Origin of the sequence: Streptomyces sp. NPDC002888 (assembly GCF_042888465.1) — a bacterium.
Lineage (GTDB): Bacteria > Actinomycetota > Actinomycetes > Streptomycetales > Streptomycetaceae > Streptomyces.
The window spans coordinates 34,945-48,604 of record NZ_JBIAPU010000035.1; the positions used below are offsets into that span (position 1 = coordinate 34,945).

Here is a 13,660-nt window from a genome sequence, read left to right on the forward strand (position 1 = left end):
CTGATGACCCACTCATCACCGCGGAGCATGTCGGCGCCGTCGTACCGCCACGCCTCCCCGACGCCCGCACTGCCGTCGTCGACACAGGAGGTCACTGGCCACGCCCAGGGCCGCCCGGCGCGCTCGCCGCACACCTCGACGCGTTCCTGGCCTCGTATCGCTGACAGCCCGGACCCGACCCGCCCCGCGCACACCGGCCCCTGCTGACGACCGTCGCCGCCGACGACCTCACCCTGCCGGCCTCGCGCCGGCGTCCTACAAGCAAGCCCTGGAACCCGGGCGGCTGACGCTCATCGGCCAAGGCCGCTTCGCCCCGTACAGCACGCAGTTCCCCACCGCCGCGCAATCCGCCCCCACCTGGTTTTTGCGACCGCCTCACCCGATGGGCCGCGAGCCCGCCCGCACTGTCCCGAGCCAAGGAAATGCCATGCCCGTTCTCACCCACTCCATCGATGGCGATGTCGCCACGATCGTCCTCGACAACCCCCCACAGAACCGCTTCGCGCCCGAGTTCACCCAGGAGCTCAGCGACTCCGTCGACGCCATCACGCGCAGCCCGGCCCGCGCCGTCGTGCTGCGGGCCGAGGGACCCGACTTCAGTTACGGTGGCGACTTCCGCCCCTGGGTCGACGCCGACCGCACCGGCCTGCGAGCCGACTTCGACCTGGCCATGGCCGCGATCAACCGGTTCGAACAGCTTCCCCTCCCGGTCGTGGCCGCAGTCCAGGGACTGTGCTTCGGCGGCGGGTTCGAACTCGCGCTGCGCGCCGACATCATCCTCGCCGCCGAGAGCGCCCGCTTCGGCCATCCCGAGCAGTCCCTCGGCATCGTCACCCTCCTCGGCGGCATCCACCGCGTGGCCGAACGGGCCGGCCGGGCCCGCGCCTTCGAATGGGCACTGACCTCCGAGCAGGTACCCGCATCGACGATGGCCGACGCCGGGGTCATCAACCGCGTCGTCCCCGACGACGAACTGCGCACCGAAGCCGAGGCCTTCGCCCGGAAGATCGCCCAGGGCCCCACCCGGGCGCACGTCGTGCACAAGGCGTTGCTGCGCGCCTGGGCCACAGGCGGCATCCCGGCCGCCGACCAGCACCTGTTCGACCTCGCCGTCCCTCTCTTCGAGACCGAGGACGTCAAGGACGGCCTGGCCTCCGCCGCCAAGGCCCTCAAAGAGGGCCGCCCCCGGCCCGTCCTCCCCTTCAAGGGCCGCTGATCCCCCCACTCCCCCTCACCCGCCGCCAGCCAGAGGACACCACATGATCATCGATTCCGCGGACCTGGACGCGAAGTCCGCCTACAAGCTGCTCATCGGCAGTGTCATTCCCCGCCCCATCGCCTGGGTGAGCACCATGTCCACCGAGGGTGTGGGCAATCTGGCCCCCATCTCCTTCTTCACGGTCGTCGGGCGCAAGCCGCCCCGGATCTCGCTGTCGTTTCAGCCGCGCTCGGACGGCGCCACGCTCAAGGACAGCTTCGTCAACATCCGGGACACCGGCGAGTTCGTGACCAACATGGCCACCCTGCCGCAGATCGAGGGATTGAACCGCAGCGCCTTCGAGTTCGAGCCCGACGTCGACGAGTTCGATGCGGTCGGGCTGGAGAAGGAGCCGTCCGAGGCCGTCCGCCCGCCCCGCATCAAGGGAGCGCCCATCGCGTTCGAGTGCACCGTCGAGCACATCTTCTCGGCACCCGACGGACTCAGCAACGCCGTCTGGGGCAATGTGGTGCGCTTCTACATCAGGGACGACCTCTATGTGGGCGGCCGGATCGACTTCGGTGCCATCGCTCCGGTGGGACGACTCGCCGCCGAATACACCCTGGTGAACAACGCGTTCGTGCCACCGCTCGACCCTGCGGTGCTCCAAGAGCACTCCGGACGCCGGATGGAACGCCTGGACCAGAAGGACGCGCACTACTCGCCGATCGACACGCCCGACTGGTCGCCGTCCGGCTCCACCACCTCCGTCGACTGACAGTAAGGGTAGAGGTGACCCTGTCGGCGGGGACCGGCTCGCCGATCGATCGGAGTCCCGTCCGGCTTCGCCAGACATCATCACCGGGCATCGCGCATCGCACATCGCGGATGGAACAACGTCACCCCACAGCCGGTCGGCGCCGAATCGGAAGACGTCCCAGTGCCGGATGGCAAGCCTGTGCTACCAGGTGGGCTGTGGGCCGCCGAGGCCAACCGCACAGGTCGGCCCCCACGTCCCTCGACCACGGCTCCCGGCACCTGCCGGGCGTGGGCCAGGGGCCGGAGGCGCGCGATGCGACATCCGGCCGGAGCCTCTGCCGGGCTACCAGGAGGCCAGTGAGCCGTCCGTGTTGCGCCAGACCGGATTGCGCCAGCGGTGGCCTCGTTCGGCGGCGGCCCGGACCGCGTCCTCGTCGATGGTGATGCCGAGACCGGGCGCGGTGGGGCGGTCGATATAGCCGTCGCGGAACGTGAAGGGCGTGGTGTCGGCAAGGTAGTCCAGCAGTCCGCTGCTGTCGCCGTAGCCAATGCCAAGTGCCTGTTCCTGGATGAGGAAGTTGGGGATCGCGAAGTCGAGCTGCAGACTCGCCGCGAGGGCGATGGGGCCCAGCGGGCAGTGCGGTGCCACCAGGACGTCGTACGCCTCGGCCATCGCGGCGATGCGGCGGCTCTCGGAGATTCCTCCGGCGTGGCTGATGTCGGGCTGGGCCACGGCGATGCCGTCCGAGAGCACCGAGCGGAAGTCCCAGCGCGAGTACAGCCGTTCGCCGGTGGCGATGGGGATGGAGGTGGAACGCACCACGGCGCCGAGGTCCCGGGAGAACTCCGGAAGCACGGGCTCTTCGACGAAGAGCGGCAGAAGCGGCTCCAGGTGGGGCAGGACGCGACGGGACATCGCCCCGCTGAACCGGCCGTGGAAGTCCAGCGCCAGGTCGCGCTCCGGCCCGATGGCCTCGCGAACCGCGGCCACTCCGTCCACGATGGCGTTGATCGCGGCGGGCGTGGCGAGCGGCTCCAGCTGGCCGCAGGGGTTCAGCTTGACCGCCGTCATGCCCTTGGCGACCTGCTCTGCGGCCGATTCGGCCAGCTCCTCAGGGGTTTCGCCACCGACCCAGCCGTAGACGCGGACCCGGTCGCGTACGTGGCCGCCGAGGAGCTGGTGGACCGGGACGCCGTGAGTCTTGCCCGCGATGTCCCACAATGCCTGGTCGATTCCCGCCAGGGCGCTGTTCAGGACGACTCCGCCGCGGTAGAAGCCGCTTTTGGCGAGCACCTGCCAGTGCTCCTCGATGCGGGCGGGGTCCTGGCCGAGCAGGTAGTCGAACATCTCCTCGACACAACGGGCGACGGTGTGGGCCTTGCCCTCGACTATGGGCTCACCCCAGCCGGAGATTCCCTCGTCGGTGTCGACGCGCAGGAACAGCCAGCGCGGTTCGACGAGAAAGAGTTCGTATCCAGTGATCTTCATGTGATGGACCTCCGGGTCCTGTGCTGTGTACGGCTCGATGGCTGGGCTGAGGGCTGGGGGGCGTGGTCGAAAGCGGGCGCAGGAAACTGTCCGCTCGCCGGGACGAAAGGGGCGTTGGTTCGCGGGAAGCCCGCGTGCGAGGGGTGCGGAGGCTCGGGAGGCTCAGGCTCAGGCAGGGGCGGGGGCAGGGGTGTGGGCCCCATCAGCCGAGGCCCCGGGCCTACTCCTGGGAGCTGATGCTGCGACCGCCGTCCACGAGCAGGTTCTGCCCGGTGACGAAGGAGGCGTCCTCGGAGGCGAGGTAGGCCACGGCGGCGGCGATGTCCTCGGGGGCACCGAGCCGGCCGACCGGCGTGCGCGCGATGGTCTGCGCTTTGTACTCCGCGGGTGTGTCGGCCCACAGGGCGGTCACCACGGCTCCGGGCAGGACGGAGTTGAACCTGATCCGGCCTCCGTACTCGACGGCCAACTGGCGTACCAGGGCGTCGATCCCGCCCTTGGCCGCGGCGTAGGCGGGGAAGCCCTTGAAGCCGATGGCCGCGTGCACGGACGAGGTGATCACCACCGCGCCGGTGACCGTCCTGAGGAGGGGCACCCCGGCCCGGACGCCGTAGAACACCGAGTCGAGGCAGAGCCGCAGTTGGTCGTGCCAGGCGGCGTCGTCGAGTTCGTGCGCCGCTCCGGGCAGGTTGCGGCCCACGTTGAGGTGGAGCACATCGAGGCGCCCGGTCCAGGACTCGGCCTCGGCGACGGCCGCGGCCCACTGACTCGGGGAGGTCGCGTCGAGGGGCCGGTCCCGGGCCCGCCCGCCGTCCGCGCGGATGACCTCGGCCACGCGCCGGGCGGCATCGGCGTCCACGTCGGTGACGAGGACGGACGCCCCCTCGGCCGCCAGTCGGCGGGCGGTGGCCGCCCCGATGCCGGAGCCGGCCCCGGTGAGCAGGGCCGTCCGGCCGGTGAAACGTGCCGGTGCGGCGGCGACGGTCATGGCGTTTCTCCTGGTTCCGCGGGTCTGGCCGTGGAGCCGCGCAGCACCAGCCGCGGCTCGGTCGGTACGACGACGTCTCCCACCGGCCTGTTCTCGATAGTGGCGACCAAGGCGTCCACGGCAGCGGTCCCCAGCTCGTACAGGGGCATCGCGACGGTGGTCAGCGGGGGATGGAGGTGTGCGGCCACGGGCAGGTCGTCGTTGCCGACCACCGAGACGTCCTCCGGGATCCGGAGGCCGAGGTTTCTGATCGCGGCCATGGCGCCTATCGCCTGGGCGAGCGAGCTGGTGTAGAGCGCGGTGACCGGCGGGTGCGCACTGCCGGCGGCGGGACGCAGCAGCTCCCGCGCGGCGGAGCCGCCGCCGTCCTCGGTGAAGTCCCCGGACGCGATGGGAGCCGCGTCCAGTACCAGGGCCTCGGCGTGGCGCCGGAACGCCTGCTTGCGGACCTCGCTGGGGGTGATCCCTGCGGGACCCGCGATGTGGCCGACCCTGCGGTGACCGAGGCCGTACAGGTGGTCGAGCGCGGTCACGCTGGAGCGGGCGACATCCATGGTGACATTGCGGCCGGACCCCTCCACGGAGCGGTTGAGGAACACGTGGGGGACCGGACTGTGGTTCAGGGTGTCCAGCAGGGGGTGGCCGGGGCGGGCCGAGGCGATGAGCAGTCCGTCGACCCTGCCCTCCTGCACCAGGTCGTTGAAGGAGTCGTCGGCCTCCTGCCCGTCGAAGTCCTCCGCCAGCAGGGAGAGGTAGCCCAGCTCGCGGGCACGCTGATAGGCGCCGCGGGCGATGGTGACGTACGTGGGGTTGGCGAGGGCGGGGATCAGCAGGGCCAGCGCGTGGGTGCTGGCTCCGGCCAGGGCCCGGGCCCCGGAATGGGGCCGGTAGCCGAGCTCCTCGGCGGCCTCATGGACGCGTCGGCGTGTCTCCGGCCGCACGGACAGGTCCTGCCGGCCGTTGAGCACCTTGGACACGGTGGCCTTCGAGACTCCGGCCGCGTGCGCCACATCCACGAGCCTGGCACGGACGGGTTGTTCCGGCACGGGCCCCCCTCTTCGGTAGGTGTCGCCTCCTGGCCCCCTGGCGCGGGCCGGGAGTGACTTGGAAGTACCTCTTGACACTTTCTGGAAACGCAACTTAACGTTCGCGAAAGTTTCAGTCAACCGGTTTCCTCAGACGGAAATAAGCACTAGAACTAACCAGAGCACTAGAAACCGGGCATAGCCACACTGCTAGCTATCGGCCAAACCTGACATGGAGTCAGCTGGTCGAACACCCCGAGCCCACCGCCGACGCGACCACCGTCGCACCCGCGGTTCGCCGGACCGGAGCACGCACTCGTCCACGCAGACGGACGCGCTCGGTCCAGGGCGGCAACACCGCTGCCGAGCCGGTGTTCCACCGGCCGCCGTGCTCCTCACGTCCGCTCGTCGCGGCATCCCCTCATGCCGCAATGGACCCCGTCGTACGTCCCGTAGCCGCGTACGCCCCGCCACGAAAGGCCCATCAGCATGCCCATGTCGACGACGACCTCTCTCGACAGACGGCGCTTCCTCGCCGTCTCCGCCGGAACCGCGCTCGCCGCGACCGGTCTGTCCGCCTGCGCCGGCTCGGCCGGCACCGGCGCGAGCGGATCCGGGAGCGGTAAGACGACGCTCACCGTCATGACGGTGGAGAACGAGTGGGACAAGAAGACGCTCAAGGCCGCCGAAGAGGCGCTGGGGATGAACATCGACGTCATCATCTGGGACGCCACCAAGCTCAACGCCATGCTGGCCGCGAAGAACGCGCCGGACGTCGTCCGCGGTTTCGGCGCGACCGAGACCCCGTACTTCGCCGCCCGCGGCCTGATGACCGACCTGGACCCGTACTTCGCCAAGAGCTCGGTGCTGAAGCCCTCCGACCTCGACCCGGTCAACGACGTGTGGCGCTACGACGGCAAGAAGCAGGGTGCCGGCCCGCGCTACGGCATGGCCAAGGACTACTCCCAGGACTCCATGTTCTGGTACCGCACCGACCTGTTCGAGGCCGCCAAGCTGGACGCGCCCAGCGCCACCGAACCGATCTCCTGCGACGAGTGGCTCGACCTCGGCAAGAAGCTGGTCAAGCGCCGCCTGGGCAAGGTCAAGGTGTACGGCCTGAACGCCACCGGCATGGGCGTCTTCCCGCAGCTCATGGGCATGACCGCCTCCGCCGGCGGCAGCCTGTTCGCCGAGGACCTGGCCACGGTGGACTTCTCCTCCCCGGAGGCGCGCAAGGCACTGCAGTGGTACCTGGACTACGCGAAGGCCGACATAGGCCCCAGCGTCGTCAACCCCAACCCGGACGGCTGGGACGGCCCCACCTACCAGGCCAACCGGATGGCGATGAGCTGCAACGGCTACTGGTTCGGCGGGCTGATCGGCGCCGACCCCAAGCTCGCCGACGTCTCGCGCTTCGCGCCAGCGCCGCAGCTCGGCGGCACCCGCGTCAGTTCCTGCTTCGGCGCCACCGGCTTCTGGATCCCGAGGGACGCCAAGAACAAGGACGCCGCCTGGAAGTTCTTCGAGTGGTACTTCGGCGGCAAGCCCGCGCAGGAGCGGGCCGCCAGCGGATGGGGCATCCCCTCGCTGACCTCCCTGCGCTCGAAGATGCCGCAGACCAACGCCTTCCAGAAGCAGGCGTTCCAGGTGCAGGAGCAGGAGCTGCCGCACTTCTCGGTGCTCAGCTTCACCCCGTACGCCCAGCAGGCCGCGCTGGAGGGCGTGCTCAACAAGGTGCTTCCCGGTGCCGTGAAGTCCGGGACGTCCGCAGGCAAGGTCGCCGACCAGCTCAACTCCCGGATGAACGAGCAGCTCGCCCAGGGCAAGGAGCTCGTGGGGTGAGCACCGATCAGATCACCGTGCCGGGCGCGCAGTCTCCCTCCGGGGAGACGGCCGCCCGGCCCGGGCCCCGCGCCGGCCGACACGCCGGTCGCAGAGCCCGCTCGCTGACCACCCGCCGGGCCCTCTCCTTCTACGTGTTCGCCGGACCCTGGGTGCTGGGCTTCCTCACCCTGACGGCCTTCCCGCTCGGCTACGCCCTGTGGCTGAGCCTGACCAATGCCGACGGACTGTCGAACAACTCCCGCTTCGTCGGCCTGGACAACTACCGGGAGGTTCTCAGCGACCCGGAGACGATGTCCTCCCTGGCCCGTACCGGCGTCTTCACCGCTGTCACCGTGCCGCTGACCATCGCAGCGGGGCTGTTGCTCGCCGTGCTGGTCAACCAGCCGATCCGGGCCCGCGGGCTGTTCCGCACCCTGCTGTACCTGCCCGCGGTCGTCCCGCCCGTGGGTGCCGCCCTCACCTTCAAGCTCATCTTCGACCGGGACTCGGGCGCCGCCAACGGCGTCCTGGACGCCCTTCACCTCGACGGCGTCAGCTGGCTGATGGACCCCTACGCCCGCTGGGTCCTGATCACCCTGACCCTGTGGGGCGCCGGCAACGCCATGATCATCTCGCTGGCGGGGCTCCAGGAAATCCCCAAAGAGCTCCACGAGGCCGCCCGCATGGACGGGGCGAACACCTGGCAGTCTTTTACCAAGATCACCCTGCCGATGCTCTCCCCTGTGCTGTTCTTCCAGGTCATCACAGGCATCATCGCCGCCGTGCAGAGCTTCCTGCCGCTGCTGATCTCCCTCGACCCCACCCCCAGGGGCGTCACGGCCGTACCCGAGGGCAACTACCTGTTCATGATCCACGTGTTCGCCCAGTACTTCGCCAACGGTCGTTACGGATACGCCTCCGCGATGCTCTGGGTGCTGTTCCTGATCATCATCGCGGTCACCTTCCTCGTCTTCAGGCTCAGCAAGGGCGCCGTCTTCTACTCCGTCGCCCCGGAGTCGGACAAGCCGTCCCGGCCGCGCACGATCGGAGGCAAGTGATGGTGTTCCCCCGCAGAAGTGCCGTCTACATGCTGCTGGTCGGCGCCCTCGTCCTCTTCCTCGGCCCGTTCGGCTGGCTGCTGGACACCGCCCTGAAGGATCCCTCGGAGCTGCGCGCGCTGCCCATCCACTGGTGGCCGCACCACCCCAGTTTCAGCAACTTCCGGGACGCCCTGACCCAGATCGACTACCTCGGCTACGCCCGCAACTCCCTGACGATCGCCACCCTCTACGCCGTCCTGGTCACCCTGGCCTCGGCGTGGGCGGGGTACGGCTTCGCCCGTCTCAACGCGCCCGGCAAGCGGCTGATCTTCTCCGTCCTGCTGTCCACGATGATGCTGCCGCAGGTTCTCACCCTCATCCCGACCTATCTGCTGTTCGCCAAGATGCACCTCACCAACACCTATGTGCCGTGGGTGCTGTGGGGCCTGTGCGGAGCCCCGTACCTGATCTTCCTGTTCCGGCAGTTCTTCTCGAACATGCCCAAGGAACTGGAGGAGGCCGCGATCGTGGACGGCTGCGGGCAGATCCGCATCTTCTGGCGGATCTTCCTGCCGCAGTCCTGGCCGGTCATCGCCACCAGCCTGATCCTGTCCTTCAGCTGGACCTGGGGCGACTACATCGCGCCCGCCCTGCTGCTGGACGACACCCACACCACGCTCGCGGTCAAGCTCGCCTACGGCTACCACAACGCGCACGGTGCACCGCTCGGGAACCTGGTCGCCGCGGGCGCGGTGATGTACGTCGTCCCGGTGCTGGCGTTGTTCCTCATCGTGCAGCGAGGCTTCGTCACCGGCGCCGCCACCTCCGGACTCAAGTGACCCACCCCCACCGACGCACCCGCTGAGCCACCCTCACCGCCGCACCGGCTGGTCCGCCCTGCCGACGCACCTCCGATCCGCGTCACCGACGCACCCCGCCAGCAAAGGAACCCGCATGACCGACACCCAGGGAATCCTCATCTCCCCCACGGCGGTGGGGTCATGACCGAGCGTCCCGCCCTCACCCCGCAGCTCGGCCGGACCCGGGTCATGGCCATCCTGAGGTCGGCCGACGCCTCCGCACTGCCCGCCGTGGCCCGGGCCCTCGCCGCCGGCGGCGTCACCTGCCTGGAGATCACTCTGACCACCGCCGGGGCGCTCGACGCGCTGGCCGCCGTCCGGGCGGAACTCGGCCCCGGCGTGGCGGTCGGCGCGGGCACTGTGATCACCGGCGACCAGGCCAAAGACGCCCTGGCGGCGGGAGCGGAGTTCCTGGTCGCCCCCGTCGTGGACACCGACGTCGTCCGCGACGCGGCCCACCGGGGTGTCCCGTGCTACCCGGGAGCCTGGACACCGACCGAGGTGTCCCAGGCATGGCGGGCCGGCGCCGCCGCCGTCAAGCTGTTCCCCGCGAGCACGGGCGGCCCCGCCCACCTGCGCCAACTGCGGGCGCCCCTGCCCGACATCCCCCTCGTCGCCGTCGGCGGCGTCGGCATCGACGAGGCGCGGGACTACCTGGACGCGGGCGCCTGCGCGGTCGGCATCGGCTCCCCGCTCCTGCGCGGGGCGGACCGGGACCCGACCCCGCAGGCACTGGACGCCCTCACCACGAGGGCACGCACCCTGCTGGACGCGGTACGGGCCGGAGAGGCGAGAACGTGAACACCTCCTCACCCCCGGCCGGCGAGCCCTATCTCGTCACCCTCGGCGACGTACTCGCCGTCATGGCGGCCCGGGGCCCCGGGCTGTTCGCGCTCGGTACGACACTGCGCCTGGGGATCGCCGGCGCGGAGTCCAACGTCGCCGTCGGGGTCAGCCGGCTCGGCGGATCCGCGACCTGGATCGGCCGGGTCGGCGACGACGAACTGGGCGACCTCGTCCTGCGGGAACTACGGGCCGAAGGGGTCACCACCGTCGCCGCGCGCGATTCCGCCCCCACCTCCCTGCTGCTGAAGGAACGCCGCACCTCCACCCACAGCCGTACGCGCTACTACCGCACCCACACGGCAGGCGCCCGGCTCACCGCCGACGACATCCCCGAGCACGTCGTCGCGGGGGCAGCGGTCCTCCACATCACGGGCATCACCCCGGCGCTCGGAGAGGGCCCCGCCGAGGCCGTGTCCCGGGCCGTGGACATCGCCGTCGACGCCGGCGTGACCATCTCCCTCGACGTCAACTTCCGCTCGCTGCTGTGGAGCGAGACCGAGGCCCGGCGCGCCCTGCTGCCCCTGCTGCGCAGGAGCGACCTGGTCTTCGCCGGACCGCACGAGGCCGCTCTCGTGGTGCCCGGCGCCGACGGCCCGGAAGAACTCGCCCAGGGCATCTGCGACCTGGGACCCGGCGGGGCCGTGATCAAGCTCGGCGCCGAGGGGGCGTACGCCCTGCTCGACGGACATGCTCACCGGCAGCCCGCCATACCGGTCCGTGTGCACGACTCGGTGGGCGCGGGAGACGCGTTCGCCGCCGGGTACCTCGCCGAACTGCTCGCGGGAGAGCCTCCGGAACGGCGGTTGCGGACGGCGGCTCTGCTCGGCGCCTTCGCGGTGAGCACCGCCGGCGACTGGGAGGGCCTGCCCCGGCGCTCTGAACTGGGACTGCTCGACCACCACGACGACATCGTCCGCTGACACCTCCTTCCGCCCGGCACAGCTACTTCCAGGACCACCCATGCCCACAAGCCCCTCCACCGGCGCGATCGCCCTCCTCACCGGCTCCTACACACCGGACGGCCCCGGCGTCGCCGCGCTGCTCCTCGATCCCGCCACCGGCCGCACGACGTACGACGACCGGGTGAAGCCGCTGCCCGTCAGCGGGGCCTCTTTCCTGGCCGCTCACCCCTCGCTCGACGTCGTCTACAGCACGAACGAGACCGAGGCGGGGACCGTCAGTGCCATCGCCCGCGACGGCGACGGCACCCTGTCGCCGCTGGGCGACCCGGTGAGCTGCGGCGGGGCGAACCCGTGCCACCTCACCGTCCACCCGGGCGGAGAGTGGCTGCTGACCGCGAACTACGGCAGCGACACCGCCCCGGGCACCGTCGCGGTGCACCGGCTCGGACCCGACGGACGCCTGCTGGAACCAACCGACCTCGTCATCCACCAGGGCTCGGGCCCGGTCACCGGACGTCAGGAGGGCAGCCACGCCCACCAGGTACTCGTCGACCCCGCGGGCCGCTACCTGCTGGCCACCGACCTGGGGGCGGACGCGGTGTTCACGTACCGGCTCGACACCCTCACCGGCACCCTGGAGCGGGTCGCGGTGAATGCGATGCGCGCGGGATCCGGCCCCCGCCACCTCGCCTTCGCCCCCGGCGGTGACCTGGTGTTCAGCGCCGACGAACTGTCCTCGACCGTCACCTGCCACCGCTACGACGCCACCGACGGCACCCTGACAGCACTCTCCTCCGCACCCGCCACGGCAGCCGAGGACGTCGTCAACCAGCCCGGCGCAATCGTCGCCTCACCCTGCGGACGCTTCGTGTGGGTGACCAACCGGGGTGCGGACACGGTCGCCGCGTTCCGACGCACCGGCACCACCCTGGAACCGGTCGGCGAGGTCCCCGCGGGCGGCACATGGCCCCGCGGACTGACCCTGGCGGCCGGTCATCTGCTCGTCGCCAACCAGCACAGCGGCACGCTCGCCGCCCTGCGGGTCCTGGACGACGGCACTCTCACCCAGCCCCACCCGCCGGTCCCCGCCCCCTCGGTGGTCTGCGCACTGGCGCTCTGACCGCGCTCCCCCGCTCACCCCCTCCCCTTCACGTCCGAAGCGACGTTCTGAAGTCACGTCTGAAAGGCAGTCATGTCCGAGCCCGGCACCACCCCAGCCGCCCGCTTCACCCTCGACTCGGCGTTCGACGTCGGCAGTGTCAACCCGCGCCTGTACGGATCGTTCGTCGAGCACATGGGCCGCTGCGTCTACACCGGCATCTACGAGCCCGGCCACCCCGCCGCCGACGCGGACGGCCTGCGCCAGGACGTCCTGGCGCTGGTCCGCGAACTCGGCGTCACCACCGTCCGCTACCCCGGCGGCAACTTCGTCTCGGGCTACCGCTGGGAGGACAGCGTGGGCCCCCACGAGGAGCGGCCGGCCCGGCTGGACCTGGCATGGAAGTCCACCGAGACCAACGAGTTCGGCCTCGGCGAGTTCATGGGCTTCTGCGGCAAGACCGGCATGGAGCCCATGATGGCCGTCAACCTCGGCACGCGAGGCGTCGAGGACGCGGTACGGCTGCTGGAGTACGCGAACCACCCCGGCGGCACCGAACTGTCCGACCGCCGCGTCGCCGACGGCGCCAAGGAGCCGTACGGCATCCGGATGTGGTGCCTGGGTAACGAGATGGACGGCCCCTGGCAGACCGGGCACAAGACCCCCGAGGAGTACGGCCGCCTCGCCGCCGAGACCGCCCGCGCCATGCGACAGGTCGACCCCGATCTGGAGCTGGTCGCCTGCGGCAGCTCCAGCTCCTCCATGCCGACCTTCGCCTCCTGGGAGTCGACCGTCCTCCAGGCCACGTACGACCTCGTGGACTACGTCTCCCTGCACGCCTACTACGAGGAGATCGACGGTGACCGCGACTCCTTCCTGGCGTCCGCCGTGGACATGGAGCACTTCATCGAGTCGGTCGTCGCCACCTGCGACCACGTCCGCGCCCGCCTCAAGGCGGACAAGCGCATCAACCTCTCCTTCGACGAGTGGAACGTCTGGTACCAGAAGCGGCCCAACCCGCACCAGGTCGAGGACTGGCAGCAGGCGCCGCGCCTGCTGGAGGACGTCTACACCGTGACCGACTCCGTGGTCTTCGGCTCGCTGCTCATCGCCCTGCTGCGGCACGCCGACCGGGTCACCGCGGCCTCCCTCGCGCAGCTCGTCAACGTCATCGCGCCGATCATGACCGAGCCGGGCGGCCCCGCGTGGCGGCAGACCACGTTCTACCCCTTCGCCCAGGCGTCGGCGTACGGACGCGGCCGGGTGCTGCGCGTCGAGGTGGACAGCCCGACCTACCCGACCGCCCGCTTCGGTGACGTACCGCTGCTGCACGCCACCGCGGTGATCGACGACGAGACGGGCGCCGTCACCGTCTTCGCGGTCAACCGCGGCCAGTCGGAGGCGCTGCCCCTGTCGATCGACCTCCGCGGCGTCGACGCCCACATCCTCGTGGAGCACCTGGTCCTGGCGGACACCGACCCGGAGGCCAGCAACACCGCGGACAGCCCCGACCGAGTCACCCCGCACACCGCCACCGGCACCGGCGTCACCGACGGTGTCCTGCACGCCGAACTCGAACCGCTGTCCTGGAACATGATTCGCCTGACACCCCGTCAGGACTGAGGGGAAA

At 70.6% G+C, this 13,660-nt stretch carries 12 protein-coding genes; 9 read left to right on the forward strand and 3 right to left on the reverse strand.

Features of this window, described 5'->3' with window-relative positions:
* Nucleotides 1-427 precede the first annotated feature (427 nt).
* A complete protein-coding gene (locus ACFYWX_RS40085; RefSeq protein ID WP_389430028.1) occupies nt 428-1,216 on the forward strand; it encodes an enoyl-CoA hydratase/isomerase family protein in 789 nt (262 codons plus the stop codon).
* A gap of 43 nt (nt 1,217-1,259) precedes the next feature.
* A complete protein-coding gene (locus ACFYWX_RS40090) occupies nt 1,260-1,976 on the forward strand; it encodes a flavin reductase family protein (RefSeq protein WP_389430029.1) in 717 nt (238 codons plus the stop codon).
* Nucleotides 1,977-2,300: 324 nt separating this feature from the next.
* On the opposite strand, the gene dgoD is transcribed toward ACFYWX_RS40090, so the two are convergent.
* From dgoD to ACFYWX_RS40105, 3 genes are all read right to left on the reverse strand, one after another.
* A complete protein-coding gene (gene dgoD, locus ACFYWX_RS40095; protein WP_286247620.1) occupies nt 2,301-3,446 on the reverse strand; it encodes a galactonate dehydratase in 1,146 nt (381 codons plus the stop codon).
* Nucleotides 3,447-3,666: 220 nt separating this feature from the next.
* On the reverse strand, nt 3,667-4,434 hold the full coding sequence (locus ACFYWX_RS40100; RefSeq protein ID WP_389430031.1) for an SDR family NAD(P)-dependent oxidoreductase: 768 nt from the start codon (nt 4,432-4,434) through the stop codon (nt 3,667-3,669).
* Nucleotides 4,431-5,480, reverse strand: coding sequence for a LacI family DNA-binding transcriptional regulator (locus ACFYWX_RS40105; protein ID WP_389430032.1), 1,050 nt, complete (start codon nt 5,478-5,480; stop codon nt 4,431-4,433). Before ACFYWX_RS40105 ends, ACFYWX_RS40100 begins: the two co-directional genes overlap by 4 nt.
* A 474-nt stretch (nt 5,481-5,954) precedes the next feature.
* Here ACFYWX_RS40105 and ACFYWX_RS40110 point away from each other — a divergent pair, with 474 nt between their 5' ends.
* The 7 genes from ACFYWX_RS40110 to ACFYWX_RS40140 all read left to right on the forward strand — a co-directional run bounded on the left by ACFYWX_RS40110 (nt 5,955) and on the right by ACFYWX_RS40140 (nt 13,653).
* Nucleotides 5,955-7,301: an extracellular solute-binding protein gene (locus tag ACFYWX_RS40110; protein WP_389430033.1), complete on the forward strand. Its 1,347-nt coding sequence runs from the start codon at nt 5,955-5,957 to the stop codon at nt 7,299-7,301.
* The gene (locus ACFYWX_RS40115) at nt 7,298-8,341 is read left to right on the forward strand and encodes a carbohydrate ABC transporter permease (protein WP_389430034.1); all 1,044 of its coding nucleotides are present in this window, start codon (nt 7,298-7,300) and stop codon (nt 8,339-8,341) included. The genes ACFYWX_RS40110 and ACFYWX_RS40115 overlap by 4 nt, the downstream gene beginning before the upstream one ends.
* Nucleotides 8,341-9,162, forward strand: a complete 822-nt coding sequence (locus ACFYWX_RS40120) for a carbohydrate ABC transporter permease (protein WP_286247629.1) — start codon at nt 8,341-8,343, stop codon at nt 9,160-9,162. The genes ACFYWX_RS40115 and ACFYWX_RS40120 overlap by 1 nt, the downstream gene beginning before the upstream one ends.
* Nucleotides 9,163-9,324: 162 nt before the next feature.
* Nucleotides 9,325-9,984 (forward strand): bifunctional 4-hydroxy-2-oxoglutarate aldolase/2-dehydro-3-deoxy-phosphogluconate aldolase, encoded by a 660-nt coding sequence (locus ACFYWX_RS40125; RefSeq protein WP_389430036.1) that lies wholly within the window; start codon nt 9,325-9,327, stop codon nt 9,982-9,984.
* Entirely contained in the window at nt 9,981-10,949 is a 969-nt protein-coding gene (locus ACFYWX_RS40130) for a sugar kinase (protein ID WP_389430037.1), read from the forward strand. The genes ACFYWX_RS40125 and ACFYWX_RS40130 overlap by 4 nt, the downstream gene beginning before the upstream one ends.
* A gap of 40 nt (nt 10,950-10,989) precedes the next feature.
* On the forward strand, nt 10,990-12,051 hold the full coding sequence (locus ACFYWX_RS40135; protein ID WP_389430038.1) for a lactonase family protein: 1,062 nt from the start codon (nt 10,990-10,992) through the stop codon (nt 12,049-12,051).
* 72 nt (nt 12,052-12,123) lie between these two features.
* The gene (locus ACFYWX_RS40140) at nt 12,124-13,653 is read left to right on the forward strand and encodes an alpha-N-arabinofuranosidase (RefSeq protein WP_389430039.1); all 1,530 of its coding nucleotides are present in this window, start codon (nt 12,124-12,126) and stop codon (nt 13,651-13,653) included.
* Nucleotides 13,654-13,660: the final 7 nt, after the last annotated feature.